The organism is Kitasatospora fiedleri, assembly GCF_948472415.1.
Lineage (GTDB): Bacteria > Actinomycetota > Actinomycetes > Streptomycetales > Streptomycetaceae > Kitasatospora > Kitasatospora fiedleri.
The window spans coordinates 354,250-368,085 of record NZ_OX419519.1 but is presented as its reverse complement, the minus strand read 5'-3'; the positions used below and the strand labels follow the sequence as shown (position 1 = coordinate 368,085).

Below are 13,836 nucleotides of genomic sequence, written 5' to 3'. Positions count from 1 at the left end.
GCCGGTAGTCGGTAGTTGTGCAGGTCAGGTCTGGTCTGTAGTCGGGCTACAGGAGGCCGGGCCTCTCCCGGGGGAGGGGCCCGGCGGGCGGCGGTCAGGCGGCTTCGACGGGGGTGCGGTCGACGGCCCCCTGCGGGGGCAGGGAAGGTGGCCGCCCGAAGACCTGCTGGAGGTGGGCCACCGACCACCCGGGGGAGGTCTTCCGGTCGGCCCCAGAGCCGACCGCGACCGAGGGCTTCGGGGGCACTCCGGCGGCCCGAACGGCGGCGCCGAACGCCCGGCTGTCGCAGCCCTGGTACCAGCCGTGGCGCTGGAGCACGGCGAGCGCTTCGGCGAGGAGGACGTTGCCCGCCCCGCCGTCGCTCTGCGCGCGGGTGGCGACCATGTGCTCGATGGAGTCCGCCAGGAGTGCCGGGGCGAGGGTCAGCGGCTCCGGCTCCGCCTCGACGTCGTCGCCCGGGTCGTCGACGGCCACGTCCTCGCCGTCCCGGCCGTCCTCGTCGGCCTGCTGGGGGGCGACCGCGGGGGTAGGGGCGCCGGCGCGCCAGGCCGCCCAGCACCAGGTGCAGGTGCCGCCGATGAGCCAGGCCGGGGACTGGTGGGCGAGGGTGAGCAGGCCGTTGCCGAGCAGCAGGCCGGCGCCGATGCGGATGCCGGAGGCGATGAGGCGGGTCTCGCCGTCGGCGTCGAGCGGCACGAAGGACCGCCCGAGGCGGCGGGTGACGGTGGCGGAGCCGTCGGTGAGGCGGCGGATGCGCCAGCCCGGCTTCACAGGGCGCCGCCGAGGGTGTGGCCGAGCTGCTCGGCGACGGGGACGAGGGCGGCTGCGGCGATGCCGGAGGCGGCGGAGGACAGGCCGAGGGTGGCGCCGGACCACATGCCCGTGCCGAGCGCCTTCTTCTGCGGCTTCTGCATGGTCTTGCGCAGCACGAAGGCGGTGAAGACGAGCAGCACGACGACGGCGGCGCCGCCCTGGTCCATGGCGTGGGCGGCGTCCCGGGTCGCGGCGACGGTGCTGCCGCCGACGCCGGACGAGAGGACCTTGTCGCCGATGGTGTTGGAGAAGCCGAGCACTTTGCCGGCGGCGGTGCCGATGAGGCCGCCGGGGCAGGAGATGGCGAGCATGCCGATGGCGTCGCCGACGAGGAAGGGGACGTGGTCGCGCAGGTTGAACTTGGCGGCCGCCGCGGCGGGCGGGGCGCCGTCGGTCTTGCTGGCGGCCTTCTTGGCGAAGGTGGCCCAGGCGGCGGGGGCGAACTCGCGGATGTGGAGGGCGGTGCCGACGACGACTCCGCCGAGGGTGACGGTGGTGTTCACGGGGTGCCTCCGGTGAGGAAGTTGATCAGCAGGGTGGTGGTGTGGTGGTTGTAGAGCGGGGCGGTGGCGATGGAGAGGAGGGCGACGCGGGGCAGCCACAGGTCGTGGCGCTGGCCGTCGCGGTCGTACCAGCACACGGCCCGGTCGGCGATCGCGGCGGCGAGCAGGCCGATGGCGGTGGCGCCGAGGGGGCCGGTGCCGTCGCCGATGGTGGCGACGCTGGTGAGCAGGTGGGACCAGGCGGGGGCGCCGGCGGCGAGCGCGGCGGCGAGCGCGGTGCCGTTGTAGCCGGGCCGCAGGGCGGCGAGGGCGGTCATCGCCGGCCCCGCTTCGGGGCGAGGCCGCCGCCGCGCAGCCAGCGGCTGGTGTCGGCGTCGATCTTGCGGATCTCGCGTTCGCGCCCGCCGCGAACGCGCGGGGTGCGGCCGGTGGCGGGTGCGGTGCTCTTGCTGCCGGTCAGCAGGTCCAAGAGGCGCATGGTCAGCTCCAGGTGAGGATCAGGACGAGGAGGGTGGTGCAGAGGGCGGCGGTGCCGGCGGTGCGCAGCGCCTGGCGGGCCGGGTGGTCGGCGAGGCGGTAGGCGCCGGCGAACGCGGCGGCGGCGGTGCACGCGAGGAGGAGGGCAGGCATCGGGCGCCCCTTCAACCGGCGACGCGCGACAGGAGGCGGCGGACGGTGTCGCGCTCGACGCCGGTGCCGTGGACGCGGCGGACAGCGGCCAGGACGGCGTCGAGGTCGTCTCCGGCTGTCCGGACAGCGGCCCGGACGGTGTCGGTGATGGTGTCGTCGGGCTCGTGGGGCGCGAGGGCGAGCACCGTGGCTGACCTGCTGTCCGTCCTGTCCGGGTGCTGTCCGGACAGCTCTTCGGACAGTGTCCGGACGGTGTTCGCGTCGGTGTCGATGCCCAGGCGGGCGAGCTGCTCGACCAGCTCTTCGGTGCGGGCGCCGGGGGTGGTGGCGAGGGCGGCGCGGACGGCGGAGCGGACGGTGGCGGTGGCGCGGTCGGGCTGTCGGGCCGGCCGGTCCGGGTCGGGCTGGGGCCGGTCGAGGGTGACGGCGGTGCTGGTGGCGTACGCCTGCCGGTAGGCGTCCAGCTGACCGCGCATGCGGGCCAGTTGGCGGTCGACCTGGGCCATGGCGAGTTCGGCGCCGGCGGCGGCCTGGCGGCGGGCGACGTACTGCTGGGCGACCGGAGTGAGGTCCCGCGCGGTGGCCCGGATCGCCAGCGTCCACACGCCCTTGGCGACGAGGGACACCGCGGCGCCGATCGCGCCGAGGGCGATGCCGGCCTTGCCGTGCGGCAGGATCTCGCGGGTGGCGATGGCGGCCATGGAGACGGCCAGGAAGGCGGCCCCGGCGCGGCGGGGTGCGGCGGCGCGGCGGGGGTCGTAGCGGGCGGCCCACTCCAGGGCCATGCAGATGATCCAGGCGAGGTCGAAGACCGCGGCGACGGCGTACGCGACGCCGGCGATGACGCCGTTGAGGGCGAGCAGGCCGCCGATGCTGGCGGTGGACCAGGTGACGGCCAGCGCCAGGAGCAGGCCGGTGCCGGCGGCGACGGCGCCGAGGACGGCTCGGTCCCAGTCGCGGGGCACCTCGACGGTGTACTCCTCGGGGACCATCTCGACGGGCGCGTCGGGGTGGGGGGCGAAGGGCACCAGGCGGGTGCGGGTGATGGTGCGGGTGAGCAGGCTCACGGTGTGGCTCCGGGGAAGAGGGCCGGGCCGAGGGCTGGTGTTCACCTCGGCCCGGGCGGTCGGGCGGCGTTGGGCGCAGCGTGGCGGCGGGCCGGCCTACTGGCCGGCGGGGGGCTCGCCCGTGACGGTGTGGAGGCCGGTGGCCGGCTCGTAGTGGGTCTGCACGTTCTGGTAGCCGTTGGCCTGGGCTTCGTCGGCGGCGGCAGCGATGCGGGCCGGCGCGCCGGGGGCGTCACGGTGCAGCACGGTGATGGTGTCCATCACGCGGCCTTGGGCCGCGGGGCCGAGAGCGGTTTGCCGACGGTGGCGGGCGGCTGGCGGAAGGTCTCGCCGGGGTTGCGGCGGGGCAGCGGCGTGCTGTTGCTGCTGGTCGCGGTATGGGTACTCTGCTGCATGGTCCTGCTCTCCTCGGCTTAGCGGCTTGAGGGTGGGACTGGCCCCGGCCATGTGGCGTTCGAGCGCCGGCCGGGGCCTTTGTGTTGCTGCAAGCACTGTGGGTGCCGCATTGCTCTCACTGTAGGGGTCCCCTACGATGATGGCAAGCGGCCCACCGAAGGGAAGGGGCCGAAGTGGGCGACGAGGAGGTGCAGCAGGTGACCGAAGCCCTCGACGTAGTCGAGCGAATCGAAGACCTGGAGCAACGGGTCCGGGTGAAGAGCCGGATCATGGCTGACCAGGTCAGGCGAAACCGGGTCTGGGCCGAAGAGCGCAAGCAACTGATCCAGCAGCTGCACGAAGGCGGGCTGTCGTACCGCGAGATCGCGGCGCGGCTGGAGATCAAGCTGAGTACAGTGCAGGACGTCTTTCGCGGCTACACCGGCTCAGGGACGGCTCGCCCGAAGAAGTCGACCGCCGAGCCTCCTGCCTGACGCACCGCCACGCGTCACGGCCCCGCCCGATCGCTCGGGCGGGGCCGTTGTGGTGTGCCGAATCAGCCGGCGGCCGACGCCTGCCGGACTGCGGTGTTCGGCGCGAGGTGGAGCATCAGCACGATGAACCGGCGCGGGGCTCCGACCTCGTACTGGTACTGGCCTATCGCCCGCTGCGCGATCTCCTGGTAGGTGTCGCCAACGTAGGACTGGCACAGCCCGCTTTTTGTGATCGTTTGTGTCGTCGCGCTGTCCCCCCACGTGCCGGTGATCATCCAGTACCAGTCCGGGCCCTGCTCGGGCTCCGCCTCATCCCTGTACGACGTGTCCATTGGGGCATCCTCCCGGAACGGCGGGCCACCCCGGGAGGGCGCACCCGGGCGGATGGTGATGCGGCCCGTCAGGCGACGGCGCCGGGGAACGCGGCGTACTCCGGGCAGCGGGTGCAGCGGATGACGGGCGCGGCGGGCCCGGTGAGCATCTCCAGCTGGCCGCCGCAGCCGCAGGTCTGGCCGAGGGGGGTGCGGGTGGGGCCGTCGGCGCCGAGGACGCGGTCGAGGCGGCCCCGGGCCTGCGCGGCGACACGGTCGATGCGCGCGGACTGCTCGATGGACATCGGCGCGAACGGGCCGCCTGTGGTGGTCATGCGGTCGGCGAGCCAGGCGGCAGCGGTGCCGCCGTTGCGGTCGGCCATGTTGAACCGCCAACGGCGGCCATCCTGCTGGTCCTTGAGGCCCATGAGGGCGAGGGAGCGGGCCACGTCGTCGTTCGGAGAGGCGGAGCGGAACTGGGTGTTGAACGCGGGGCGCTGAATGGCGGAGGCGATCTCGTCGGCGAGGGCGAGGAGTGCGGCGTCGAGGTCGGCGAGCAGGTCGAACACGGCGACGCGGAGGGGCACGGGGCGCTGGCCGGGGGCGATGTCGCTGCGCTCGGCCCATTCCAGGGCGGCGAGCTGGTTCAGCTGCTCAATCGGGTCGGCGTCGTTGGCTTCGTCGAGGTCGCGCTGGTGGTCGGCCATGCGGCCGGCGGGGGGCCAGGTTGCGGGGGTGCGGGCGGCGAGCAGCTCGCGCAGGAGCGGCCAGTTGTCGGCGATGTGCTGGAGGTCGGTGGTGGCGGGGTTGGTGTGGGTGCTGGTCACGGTCGTACTCCTGTGCGTGTGCTGGGGGTAGTGTGGCGAGCACCGTGTGGGGCGTCCCTGGCTGGCAGGCTGTGGGGGCGCCCCTGCTGCATGTCGGGGGTCAGGCGGCGGGCTGGTAGTCGTTGATGTCGGGGAGGTCGTCGATGGGCTTCCACCGTCCGTGGCGGAGTTGGTGGCGGCGGGTGTCGTGGTCGGGCCAGTCGTCGCCGGCGAGTTCGGCGTCGGCGCGGGCCTGCTCGGCGTACAGGCCGGCGTCCGGGCCGGTCACGATTGGCCGTCCGACCGCAGCCCGAGGACCGGCGGGAAGAGCACGTGGCCGCAGACGCAGACCGTCGCGAGGTCCCGCGGGCGCATACCGAGCCGGTTCGGGTCACGGTGGTCGCACGCCTGCTTCACCTGGACGTCGGGGCTGCGGCCGTCGAGTGCGGCGCGCATGGCGCCGGCTAGGTTGGGTCGGTCGCTGTAGCACAGCAGCGCTTGCCGTACGAGGTCGAGCCGGTCGTGCATGTCCAGGACTTGTGCGGCCTTGGCGAGGCGCTGCTCCGGCGTGGCCCGGTTCCACTGCCAGACCCACTGGCCCGGGGTCGGGACGACGTGCTCGTCGTTGTACGGTTCTTCGCCCTGGTGGAGTGCGGCGAGCTGCTGCCGCAGCTCTTCGACGGCGGCGCGGAGTGCGGCGCTTTCGTCGGGGCTGAGGGCGCTGCGGCAGGCGCGGTCGACAAGGACCGCCAGCGGGTCGTCTGCGGGCGCGGTCACGGCTGGTCCTGGGTGCGGTGGATCTGGACGGCGTGGTCGAGGGTGCGGGCCCCGAGTGCGCGGCGGGCCCGGGCGGCGGTGCGACGGATGTCGGCGGCGTCCGACGGGGAGCGGCTGGTGAGCTGGCCGAGGGTGTGGCCGTCGGCGAGCTGGTCGAGGAGGCGGGTCTCGTCGGGCTGGAGGGGGCGGGTCACGGCTGGTCTCCGAGGATCTGGCGGGCGACGGCGAGGGCCTGGTGGTCGCGGTGGTCGTCGAGCCAGGCGTTCTGTTCGGCGGGGGTGGTGTAGACGCGGGCGACGGCAGCAACGGCGGCCCGCTCGCTGGCAGCGGCCCGGTCGAGCCAGTCGGCGATGGCGAGGCCGACGCCGGGGTGCATGAGGGCGATGTACCGGGCGGTCGGGGCGAGGAGGAACGGGCCGGGCCCGCGGGCCGCGCCGCCGCCGAGCAGCCTTCCTTCGTTGGCGTCGCGGAGGCTGTGGGCGCGGTTGCCGGCGTCGGCGAGCTCGGGGAACCGGGGCAGGGCGCGCCAGGGTTCGGGTGCTGGGCGTCGGCTGCGGTGGCGTGCTCGCGGAGTTTCTGGGCGGCGGCGGTGAGGGTCTGCTCGGGCGTCACGGCTGGTCCTTCGGGCTGGTGATGGTGATGACGCCCATCGCTTCGAGCGTGTCGAGGACGACCCGCCCGACCTCGGCGGCGGCGATGGCGGACAGGGCGACGGTCTCGCCGTGCCATGCCAGCGCGATGGCGTTTGGCCCGAACTGGAGGGGGACGGTGCGGGCGGCGGAGGCGATGGCGGCTGCGATGTGCTCGCGGTCAGCGGGGGTCACGGCTGGTCCTGTTCGGTCGGGGCGGTGGCGCGGCAGAGGGCGAGGAGGAGGACGGCGGCGGTGGCGCCGAGGGTGGTGCCGGTGGCGAGGCCGCGAGGAAGACGATCACCGGGCGGCCTTCCGGTCGTAGCGGACGAGGAGCACCATCCAGCCGGCGCGGAGGCGACGCGGACCAGGCTGTGCGGCTGGCTGCGGGGCGGGTGACCGAGCTTGGCGAGCTGGACCTGGACGGCTCCGGGGTGAGGGTGGCCTCCGATGCTGATGGCGCGGCCGGGGCGTAGGGGATGCGTAGGCGCATGGCGTGTGCTCCGGGTGGGTGGGGGCCGCCGCGCGGGGCGGCGGCCGGGGCGGGGTCAGCGGTTGAGGACGGTCCGGTAGGCGTCGCCGACGATCCAGTGGTGGTCGAACGCCAGGTGCGGGTAGCTGGACAGCGGCAGCCACTGCACGGAGGCCGCATCGTCCCCCGCGGCGGCCTCGGTGCCGGGCGGGACCTGGACGGGGCGTAGGCGGCGCTGACGTACCGGCCGCGCGGGTCCCTCTCGGGCGCGTCGTAGAGGCCGACGAACACCAGGTCGCTCGGGTTGACGCGGATGCCGGTTTCCTCCTCGAGTTCGCGGGCGGCGGCTTCCCGGGAGGTCTGCCCGGGTCGACGTGGCCGCCGGGCAGGGCGAGGGAGCCCTGGTAGGGCGGCCAGCCGCGTTCGATGAGCAGGACGTGGTTGTCGCGGACGCAGACGACGTCGGCGGTGTAGCGGATGGTCTCGGGCTGGTCGGTCACGGTGTCTCCTTCGGACGGGGCCGCCTTGGGGTGGGGCGGCCGGCGGGTGGTCAGGTTCGGGCGTAGTGGGCGAGCTGGGGCCGCGACGGTCCCGGGGAAGTCCTCGATGGCGCGCTGGATGACCTTGGGCAGCGGTCCGGTGGCGGCCGGGGTGTCGTCGCCGGTGGCGGGCAGCGTGCCGCCCGCCAAGAGGGTGCGCACGGCGGCGGCCACGGCGGCGGGGTGGGGACGGCGCCGTAGAGCAGCAGGTCGGGCTCGGTAATCAGGCTGCGGCCGTCGTCGGCGAGGTAGTAGGTCCAGCCGGTGTACTGGCGCCACGTCAGGACGTAGCCCTCGTCGTCGTCGGGCGCGTACAGCTCGATCACGGACTCGGTGACCGTGATGATGTCCGGGCCGCCGTCCCAGGGGCATTCGATGTCCTCGTCGCGGGCGGTCCAGGAGTCGTGGGCCTGGTCGCCGAGCGCCTCGGTGACGGCGTCGTGGTAGGCGGTGTGCGGGTGGTCGGTCATGTCGCTCCTTGGTGGCGGGTGGTCAGGTGGTCGGCGTGGGCGGGGTGAGGATGGTGCGGATCGTCTGCTGGGCGTGCGCGCAGCAGACCCCGCACGGCAGGACGGACGCGGCGAACTCGGCGACGGCGGCGAGCTGCTGGTTGAGCCGGTCGATCTCGGCGAGCAGCACGCCGATGTCGCTGCTGGCGCGCGCCAGTCGGGGTGGGTGCTGGCTTCGTGGCGGGCACGGATCGCGGGGATGCTGAGGTAGTCGGACATCAGGGCTCCTGGGTGGTGGTCGGGTGGTCGTGGGCTTGAGGGCGTTGTCGAGTCGGGTCACCTCGCGCTTGATGAGCGTCCAGGGGCTTTCGGGGGAGTTGGTGAACGGCGGGGTGAGGCGGTCGGAGCTGGCGACGAGGCGGCTCTTGACGCGCCGCCAGGCCCAGCGGGAGTCGGCGAGTTGCTGGCGGAGCTGGTCGCGTTCGACAACGGCCTCGCAGGTGGCGTCGTTGTGCTCGTGCTGGGCGGTCAGCTCGTCGTCGGTCGCGTCCAGGTCGGCGCGGAGTTGCGCGTTCTCGGCGTCGCGGTCGGCGAGTTGCTGGCGGAGGGCGGCCAGCTCGGGCTCCACCACCCCGTCCAGCACGGCGTCGGCGAGGGCCGGGGCGTCGGCCTGGCAGAGCGCGCAGTCCGAGTCGTACCGGTGGCCGTTCGGGCCGCCGTGTCGGCTCGGCCTCGCGCCGCGCCAGGGCATGGGGGTGGTGCGGAGGGCGGCCTCGATGGGTTGGCGGAGGTCGGCCGGGGGCTGCACGGGCGCGGCGGGCTGTTCGGTCACGACTTGCTCCAGGTGAAGGTGATGCGCGGCTCGTGCGGGAGCCGGGTGCTGTTTGGGCATCCGGGAACGGTGACGGGCTGCTCCTCGCCAGTCCAGGTGACGCGGACCTCAGTGGTCCTGCCACAGCAGGCGACCTCGACGGAAACCCGGGTGCCGACGGGCGGGGGCCAGGCGGCCTGCTGCCCGGGCGCGCTCACCGGGCGGCCGCCAGCTCGGCGACGGCGTCCCAGCACGGGCCGCACAGGTAGCCGATCTGCCCGGGCAGCGCGGAGTACAGGTGCTCGCCGCAGAAGTAGCCGCCGCATCCGTGCTCGGTCCCGCCCGGCGTCTCGCCGCAGAGGTGGCCGAGCCCTCGATCGATCCGGGCGACGCAGGAGTCCGTCTCGCACTCGGCTTCGACTGCGTATCCGGCCTCGATGATCTGGCCGTTGCGGCTGATTTCGTAGTGGGCGTATCCCATCGCTCAGTCCTCCTGGCCGGTGCGGACGGCGAGCTTGGCGGCGGCGGAGCGCAGGGTGTCGATGGCCCAGTCGACGCCGTCGCTGAATTCCGGGGAGCGGTCCGGGTTGGCGAGTTCGAGGGTGTGCGCGGACAGGCTGATCATCTCGGCGAGCACGGCGGTGATCGCGGCGTCCGCGACGGCGTGATCGACGCCGACGTCGTCCAGGAGCGAGGCGAGGTGCTGGCGGGCGGAGGGCCGCGGGCTGGTCGTCATGTCAGCTCTCCTGGCCGGTGCGGGTGATGGCGTCGAGGATCTGCTCGCGGGTCGCGCAGATCAGCTGGCCGTCGTTCGCGGTCGGTAGCTGCTCGACCCGGGCCCGGGCGGCGGCCAGCACCTGCTGCTCGGCGGAGACCGTCGCCGCCGAGATCTGGCGAACCTCGGTGCACGCCGGGCAGTCGCACCCGGAGCAGTGTCCGCACATCTCGTCCTCGCAGACGTCGCACACGTAGCCGGGCGCGTCCGGGGCGGGGCCCCCTGGCTGGTGCGGGCGGCGTCCAGCAGGTCCGCGGCGATGGTGATCCCGGCCGCGACGCCACCACCGGCAGCGTCGTAGAACTCGTCGTGCCGGGAGCGCAGCATCTCGGCGGCCTCGGCGAGCACCTGGTCGCGGTAGGCGTCGAGCAGGGGCGTTCGCGGCTTGGCCATGGTCCTGGCCGGGCTGCCGGATGAGGGTGCCGCCAGTGGCGACGGCGCGGTACAGCTCCTCGCGTGGCGTGCGGCCGGTGAGCGGGTCGGTCATGGTGGTGTTCTCCGGGTCTGGTGTGGGCGGGTGGCGGGGTGTCAGGCGGCGGTGGGCTGGGGGTGGTCGAAGGCGCGGTGCTGGTCGTCGGGGTGGAGGGTGCGGTAGCAGGCCCGGCAGAGGTCGTCGTCGGCGAACTCGCCGACGGGCTCCCACCGCGGGGTGATGACGGGGTAGGTGGGCCGGCCGCAACGGACGATGACCGGTCGGGCACCGGCGGCCCAGGCGGCGAGGCCGGCCGCGATGGACATGGCCGGGCCGTCGTCGTCGCTGTCGGGCTGGTCGGCTACGAGGTGCACGGTGCCGGTGCCGGTGTGGCGGACGTAGCTGAGGTGCGCGTCCTCGGGTAGTCGGCGGTTGCACTGGGGCTCCTGGTGGGCGGGTGGCGCGGGTGTCAGCGGCCGTCACGGGCTGGGTCGGCGAGCGGCGCGCCGGCGAGGTCCCGCTCCAGCTCGGCGACGCGGGCCTCGGCGCGCTGGCGGGCCTCGTGCGGGGTGAGCGCGCCGGGGGCGTGCCGCTGGACGACGAGGGTGTATATCTCGGGCGACTCGGCGACCTTGACGTCGAACTCCAGCCTGGTCTCGGGTGTAGTTCGGGGCGTCGCCGAGCATGGTGCGCGCGGCGGCGACCCAGTGGGCGACGAGTTCGCGGGCGGGCTCAAGGTCCATGTGGCACCGTTGCGGAAGTCCATGGCGCGGATGCCGGTCTGTCGAGCTGCTTCTGGATCCAGCGTTCGCGGGCTTCCTCGTCGCGGCCGTCGAGTTCGGTCTCCAGCTCTCGGATGCGTGCGACGAGGAGTTCGGCGTTCGGGCGGCTCATGGTCCACGCCGGGCTTGTCGATGGCGGCGAGCAGGGTGTCGAGGTCGGGGCGCTGGGGCTGGTTGCTCACTGGTTGCTCTCCATCTCGTGGCGCAGGAGCCGGATGTCACGGAGTTCGTCGGCGATCCGGTCGAAGTTGGCCCGGGCGCGGTTGAGGGTGGTTCGGGCGTCCTCGAAGTCGGCACGGAGGCGGCGTTCGCGCTCGTCCAGTTCGTCGGCGGTGGGCTGGGTGTCGGTCATCGGCGTCCTCGCTGTCGTGGCGGGGATGCCGGGGCAGACGCCGACGTCGGGGGGTCCAGGCGCGGTGCGCGAGGTGCGGGCCGGCCAGGCCGCAGGGGGTGGCGTCCTTGGCGGTGGCTGCTCGCCGGTGCCGAGGCAGGCCGGGCAGGTGGAGCTGTCGTAGCCGTTGCAGTTGCTGCACTCGTCGGCGGTCAGGTTCGGCATCAGGACTCCTTGGTGGTGTTCTCGACTCTCAAAATGTACATCGCGGCCTTATGTACATCAAGGCGCTTTGGTAAATTCGGCTCCATGGACACCGACCAGACCGACCACCCCATCGCCGACGCCCGCGCCAACCTCAGCGAACTGCTGTCCGCCGTCCGCCTGCTGAGGCGCGGCTACTACCTGACCAGCCGCAGCAAGCGGGTCGCCGCCCTGCTGCCCGTCGACATCGGCGAACTCGTCGACCAGGCCGGCGGGCCCGGCCGGGCCGCGCAGATCCTCCGCGACTACCTGGCCGAAGCGCCGCCCGCCTCCTGACCCGCCCCGCTCCGCGAGCCGCCGGCCGACGCCGCGCGGCTCTTCGTGCTGCCGGGGGCGGTCGGATAGCTGGTGTTCACGGAATCGCTCCAGGGGGTCTAGGGCGGGCGCAGGGGCGGGGCAGGTGCGCGGAGTCCACCGGGACCGGACGCGGGTCGCAGACGGGCCGTCAGGGCTCTCTGGCGGGCGTCACGTGGTCGAGGGTGATCCAGCCGTTGTGGACGGCGATCGCGACGGCGTGGGCCCGGTTGCGGGCGCCGAGCTTGCGGTAGACGCAGGCGAGCGCGGACTGGACGGTGCAGGTCGTCGTGCTGAGCCTTCGGGCGATCGACGGGTTGGTGCCGCCGGCGGCGACGTGGCGGAGCAGGCGGCGCTCGTAGTCGGTCAGGTCGCGGCTGGCGACGGCGGGTTCGGTGATCTCCATCGGAGGCTCCGTTCAGGCGGTTGCGCGCTTCGCGGCCTGTGCGGCGAGGCGTTCCTGGCGTTCGCGCTCCCAGCGGGCTTCGCGTTCGGCGCGCTCGGCCTGGCCGATCGGGCACGCCTCGGTGTGCAGGACGGTGTGGACGACCTGCTCCTGGATCTGGGGCGCGTTGCAGGTCTGGCAGCCCTGGTTGGGGCCCATCCGGTGCTCGTAGACGAGGTGGTTCTTCCAGCGGTCGGGGGCCTCGATCTCGTAGTCGGCGTCGATCGCGGTCTGGCCGGAGATCAGCTCGTACCACTCCGAGTTGTCCTTGGTGCTGGCGACGGCGTCCTTGGCGTCTCGGCCTCGACCCACACGATGTAGCGCTGGGTGGTGGTGATGACGACCGGGTAGCGGTCGCCTTCGACGTACCGGTGCGGGGCGATGCGCTCGGCGTGGTCGTTGAGGATCTCGACCAGCCTGTCGATGGCGTACGGGTGGTCGCGGAGGTTGGCTCCGCGGGGGATCTCCCAGTCCTCGAACAGTTCGGCGAGGTCCTCGTTGAGGCGGGTGGCGGCGGCGGTCAGGTCGGTCATGGATGGCTCCGTTCAGGCGGCAGGCTGGTGGGTGATCCAGGCGTCGGCGCGGCTGGGGTGGACGCCGAGGGGTACGGCGCGTCCGCGGGGGCTGCGGCAGGGTGTGCCGGGCTTGGCGGCGCAGTAGTCGAGGGGGCAGGCGATCGCCCACTCCGGGGGTGCTCGCGCTGGAGGGCGGCCCGGAGCTTGGCGGGCATCGGGGCGCCCATCAGGCGGCCCGGCGGCGGTCGCGGCCGGCCATGACGACGACGGTGGTCATCTCGGCGAGGCGGCTGACGATGCGGTCGCCGAGGACGATGTCGAGCCCGGGGCCGAGCACCTGGCCGGTCTCGGAACGGGGGCCTGGGTCGAGTAGTTCGACGTGAAGATCGTCGGCCGGCAGGCGTTGTACCGCTCGTTGATCAGCCGGTAGGTGATCTCCTCCACCCACTCGCTGGCCTTGGCGGAGCCGAGGTCGTCGAGCAGGAGGATGGGGACGCGGGTGTAGCGGCGGAGTTCGTGCTCGGTGCCCTGGTCGGAGCCGCCGGGGCGGAGCCGGCCGTACAGGTCGGCGGCGGTGGTGGCGATCACCTGGTAGTCGACGGGCCCGGCTTCGGCGATCATCCGCAGTGCGGCCCACGCCTGGTGGGTCTTGCCGGTGCCGGTGCTGCCGGTCAGCAGCAGCGAGTTGGCTTCGCTGGGCTTGGTGGCGACGCGCTGGGCCCAGGCCCCGATCTGGGGGTCGGCGGCGATGGGGGCGGCGTCGGCGTACCGGTAGGGAACGGCGTTGTGCCAGCGGGTGAGGGCGAACTCGGCGCGGGCCCGGGTGGTATTCGGGGTGGCCGGGCTGGTCGGGGCTGGGAGCGTCGTCGACGGGGCCGGGGGGGAGGACGATGCCGCGCCGTTCGAGGCGGGCGCGGAGGGCGGCCATGGCGGATGCGGCGCCGAGGCGGGCGGGTTCGGGCATCGGGGTCACCAGCCGTTCTTGTAGACGGTGTGGTCGGTGGGGTTGCGTAGGGCTGCCAGCCGGGCTGGCCGCCGGCGACGGCGCGAAGCGGGGGGCGTTCGGCGTCGGGGCTGGGCAGCGGGGGGAGTTCGATCCAGCCGCGGAGGAAGTAGCGGGCGGAGTCGATGTGGCCGTGCTGGCGCTCGTAGGAGCGGCGGGCGTAGTCGACGAGCGGGGATGCCGGACTTCTTGATGGCGGCGTCGAGCTTGAACCACTCGGTCTCGGTGAAGGGCCAGCGGACGTTGATGCCGGCGAGGCCGAGTTGGTCGGAGAGGGGCCGGGCGAAGGCGGGGAAAGCGTCCGCGTCGATCGCTCTCTCCCTCTTGGGAGAGTGGGA

Annotated in this window: 30 protein-coding genes and 1 pseudogene; 2 read left to right on the top strand and 29 right to left on the bottom strand. The window is 73.6% G+C overall.

The window, feature by feature from the left end; translation table 11 throughout:
* Positions 1 to 94: 94 nt before the first annotated feature.
* The 8 genes from QMQ26_RS01930 to QMQ26_RS01895 all read right to left on the bottom strand — a co-directional run bounded on the left by QMQ26_RS01930 (position 95) and on the right by QMQ26_RS01895 (position 3,409).
* Complete coding sequence (locus tag QMQ26_RS01930; protein WP_282204524.1) at positions 95 to 772, bottom strand: hypothetical protein; 678 nt, start codon at positions 770 to 772, stop codon at positions 95 to 97.
* On the bottom strand, positions 769 to 1,317 hold the full coding sequence (locus QMQ26_RS01925) for a hypothetical protein (protein ID WP_282204523.1): 549 nt from the start codon (positions 1,315 to 1,317) through the stop codon (positions 769 to 771). The genes QMQ26_RS01930 and QMQ26_RS01925 overlap by 4 nt, the downstream gene beginning before the upstream one ends.
* The gene (locus tag QMQ26_RS01920; protein ID WP_282204522.1) at positions 1,314 to 1,634 is read right to left on the bottom strand and encodes a hypothetical protein; all 321 of its coding nucleotides are present in this window, start codon (positions 1,632 to 1,634) and stop codon (positions 1,314 to 1,316) included. The genes QMQ26_RS01925 and QMQ26_RS01920 overlap by 4 nt, the downstream gene beginning before the upstream one ends.
* Positions 1,631 to 1,795 carry a hypothetical protein gene (locus QMQ26_RS01915; protein WP_282204521.1) on the bottom strand — a complete coding sequence of 55 codons (165 nt, stop codon included), beginning with the start codon at positions 1,793 to 1,795 and terminating at the stop codon, positions 1,631 to 1,633. Before QMQ26_RS01915 ends, QMQ26_RS01920 begins: the two co-directional genes overlap by 4 nt.
* Before the next feature lie 2 nt (positions 1,796 to 1,797).
* Entirely contained in the window at positions 1,798 to 1,947 is a 150-nt protein-coding gene (locus QMQ26_RS01910) for a hypothetical protein (RefSeq protein WP_282204520.1), read from the bottom strand.
* An 11-nt stretch (positions 1,948 to 1,958) separates the two neighbouring features.
* On the bottom strand, positions 1,959 to 3,014 hold the full coding sequence (locus QMQ26_RS01905; protein WP_282204519.1) for a protein transporter Sec31: 1,056 nt from the start codon (positions 3,012 to 3,014) through the stop codon (positions 1,959 to 1,961).
* A 96-nt stretch (positions 3,015 to 3,110) separates the two neighbouring features.
* Positions 3,111 to 3,275: a hypothetical protein gene (locus tag QMQ26_RS01900; RefSeq protein ID WP_282204518.1), complete on the bottom strand. Its 165-nt coding sequence runs from the start codon at positions 3,273 to 3,275 to the stop codon at positions 3,111 to 3,113.
* Complete coding sequence (locus QMQ26_RS01895; protein ID WP_282204517.1) at positions 3,275 to 3,409, bottom strand: hypothetical protein; 135 nt, start codon at positions 3,407 to 3,409, stop codon at positions 3,275 to 3,277. The genes QMQ26_RS01900 and QMQ26_RS01895 overlap by 1 nt, the downstream gene beginning before the upstream one ends.
* Positions 3,410 to 3,583: 174 nt before the next feature.
* Between QMQ26_RS01895 and QMQ26_RS01890 the strand changes: the two genes are divergently transcribed.
* A complete protein-coding gene (locus tag QMQ26_RS01890) occupies positions 3,584 to 3,883 on the top strand; it encodes a helix-turn-helix domain-containing protein (protein ID WP_282204516.1) in 300 nt (99 codons plus the stop codon).
* Positions 3,884 to 3,945: 62 nt separating this feature from the next.
* Here QMQ26_RS01890 and QMQ26_RS01885 read toward each other — a convergent pair whose 3' ends face one another.
* The 16 genes and pseudogenes from QMQ26_RS01885 to QMQ26_RS01810 all read right to left on the bottom strand — a co-directional run bounded on the left by QMQ26_RS01885 (position 3,946) and on the right by QMQ26_RS01810 (position 11,202).
* The gene (locus QMQ26_RS01885; protein ID WP_282204515.1) at positions 3,946 to 4,215 is read right to left on the bottom strand and encodes a hypothetical protein; all 270 of its coding nucleotides are present in this window, start codon (positions 4,213 to 4,215) and stop codon (positions 3,946 to 3,948) included.
* A 68-nt stretch (positions 4,216 to 4,283) separates the two neighbouring features.
* Complete coding sequence (locus tag QMQ26_RS01880) at positions 4,284 to 5,021, bottom strand: hypothetical protein (protein WP_282204514.1); 738 nt, start codon at positions 5,019 to 5,021, stop codon at positions 4,284 to 4,286.
* 100 nt (positions 5,022 to 5,121) lie between these two features.
* Entirely contained in the window at positions 5,122 to 5,289 is a 168-nt protein-coding gene (locus QMQ26_RS01875; RefSeq protein ID WP_282204513.1) for a hypothetical protein, read from the bottom strand.
* Positions 5,286 to 5,777: a hypothetical protein gene (locus QMQ26_RS01870; protein ID WP_282204512.1), complete on the bottom strand. Its 492-nt coding sequence runs from the start codon at positions 5,775 to 5,777 to the stop codon at positions 5,286 to 5,288. The genes QMQ26_RS01875 and QMQ26_RS01870 overlap by 4 nt, the downstream gene beginning before the upstream one ends.
* Entirely contained in the window at positions 5,774 to 5,971 is a 198-nt protein-coding gene (locus tag QMQ26_RS01865; protein ID WP_282204511.1) for a hypothetical protein, read from the bottom strand. Before QMQ26_RS01865 ends, QMQ26_RS01870 begins: the two co-directional genes overlap by 4 nt.
* Positions 5,968 to 6,153, bottom strand: a complete 186-nt coding sequence (locus QMQ26_RS01860; RefSeq protein ID WP_282204510.1) for a hypothetical protein — start codon at positions 6,151 to 6,153, stop codon at positions 5,968 to 5,970. Before QMQ26_RS01860 ends, QMQ26_RS01865 begins: the two co-directional genes overlap by 4 nt.
* Before the next feature lie 232 nt (positions 6,154 to 6,385).
* Positions 6,386 to 6,601 (bottom strand): hypothetical protein, encoded by a 216-nt coding sequence (locus tag QMQ26_RS01855; protein WP_282204509.1) that lies wholly within the window; start codon positions 6,599 to 6,601, stop codon positions 6,386 to 6,388.
* 541 nt (positions 6,602 to 7,142) lie between these two features.
* Positions 7,143 to 7,193 (bottom strand): annotated as a pseudogene (locus tag QMQ26_RS37850) (hypothetical protein); the annotation flags it as partial.
* A 235-nt stretch (positions 7,194 to 7,428) separates the two neighbouring features.
* Positions 7,429 to 7,887 (bottom strand): hypothetical protein, encoded by a 459-nt coding sequence (locus tag QMQ26_RS01845; protein WP_282204508.1) that lies wholly within the window; start codon positions 7,885 to 7,887, stop codon positions 7,429 to 7,431.
* A gap of 22 nt (positions 7,888 to 7,909) precedes the next feature.
* Positions 7,910 to 8,698 carry a hypothetical protein gene (locus tag QMQ26_RS01840; protein WP_282204507.1) on the bottom strand — a complete coding sequence of 263 codons (789 nt, stop codon included), beginning with the start codon at positions 8,696 to 8,698 and terminating at the stop codon, positions 7,910 to 7,912.
* Between the two features lie 193 nt (positions 8,699 to 8,891).
* A complete protein-coding gene (locus QMQ26_RS01835) occupies positions 8,892 to 9,158 on the bottom strand; it encodes a hypothetical protein (protein ID WP_282203948.1) in 267 nt (88 codons plus the stop codon).
* A gap of 3 nt (positions 9,159 to 9,161) precedes the next feature.
* The gene (locus QMQ26_RS01830; RefSeq protein ID WP_282203947.1) at positions 9,162 to 9,413 is read right to left on the bottom strand and encodes a hypothetical protein; all 252 of its coding nucleotides are present in this window, start codon (positions 9,411 to 9,413) and stop codon (positions 9,162 to 9,164) included.
* Position 9,414: 1 nt separating this feature from the next.
* Entirely contained in the window at positions 9,415 to 9,645 is a 231-nt protein-coding gene (locus QMQ26_RS01825) for a hypothetical protein (RefSeq protein ID WP_282204506.1), read from the bottom strand.
* A 335-nt stretch (positions 9,646 to 9,980) separates the two neighbouring features.
* Positions 9,981 to 10,238 (bottom strand): hypothetical protein, encoded by a 258-nt coding sequence (locus QMQ26_RS01820; RefSeq protein ID WP_282204505.1) that lies wholly within the window; start codon positions 10,236 to 10,238, stop codon positions 9,981 to 9,983.
* Positions 10,239 to 10,333: 95 nt separating this feature from the next.
* Entirely contained in the window at positions 10,334 to 10,600 is a 267-nt protein-coding gene (locus tag QMQ26_RS01815) for a hypothetical protein (protein ID WP_282204504.1), read from the bottom strand.
* Between the two features lie 224 nt (positions 10,601 to 10,824).
* Positions 10,825 to 11,202 carry a hypothetical protein gene (locus tag QMQ26_RS01810; protein WP_282204503.1) on the bottom strand — a complete coding sequence of 126 codons (378 nt, stop codon included), beginning with the start codon at positions 11,200 to 11,202 and terminating at the stop codon, positions 10,825 to 10,827.
* A gap of 84 nt (positions 11,203 to 11,286) precedes the next feature.
* Between QMQ26_RS01810 and QMQ26_RS01805 the strand changes: the two genes are divergently transcribed.
* Positions 11,287 to 11,517, top strand: a complete 231-nt coding sequence (locus tag QMQ26_RS01805) for a type II toxin-antitoxin system prevent-host-death family antitoxin (protein WP_282204502.1) — start codon at positions 11,287 to 11,289, stop codon at positions 11,515 to 11,517.
* Positions 11,518 to 11,686: 169 nt separating this feature from the next.
* On the opposite strand, the gene QMQ26_RS01800 is transcribed toward QMQ26_RS01805, so the two are convergent.
* The 5 genes from QMQ26_RS01800 to QMQ26_RS01785 form a co-directional block, all read right to left on the bottom strand.
* The gene (locus QMQ26_RS01800) at positions 11,687 to 11,941 is read right to left on the bottom strand and encodes a response regulator transcription factor (protein WP_282204501.1); all 255 of its coding nucleotides are present in this window, start codon (positions 11,939 to 11,941) and stop codon (positions 11,687 to 11,689) included.
* 12 nt (positions 11,942 to 11,953) lie between these two features.
* Positions 11,954 to 12,292, bottom strand: coding sequence for a hypothetical protein (locus tag QMQ26_RS01795; RefSeq protein WP_282204500.1), 339 nt, complete (start codon positions 12,290 to 12,292; stop codon positions 11,954 to 11,956).
* Positions 12,223 to 12,513 (bottom strand): hypothetical protein, encoded by a 291-nt coding sequence (locus QMQ26_RS01790; RefSeq protein ID WP_282204499.1) that lies wholly within the window; start codon positions 12,511 to 12,513, stop codon positions 12,223 to 12,225. Before QMQ26_RS01790 ends, QMQ26_RS01795 begins: the two co-directional genes overlap by 70 nt.
* A gap of 12 nt (positions 12,514 to 12,525) precedes the next feature.
* Positions 12,526 to 12,657: a zinc finger domain-containing protein gene (locus QMQ26_RS38610; protein WP_449768975.1), complete on the bottom strand. Its 132-nt coding sequence runs from the start codon at positions 12,655 to 12,657 to the stop codon at positions 12,526 to 12,528.
* A 111-nt stretch (positions 12,658 to 12,768) separates the two neighbouring features.
* Positions 12,769 to 13,170 carry an ATP-binding protein gene (locus QMQ26_RS01785; protein ID WP_282206388.1) on the bottom strand — a complete coding sequence of 134 codons (402 nt, stop codon included), beginning with the start codon at positions 13,168 to 13,170 and terminating at the stop codon, positions 12,769 to 12,771.
* Positions 13,171 to 13,836 lie beyond the last annotated feature (666 nt).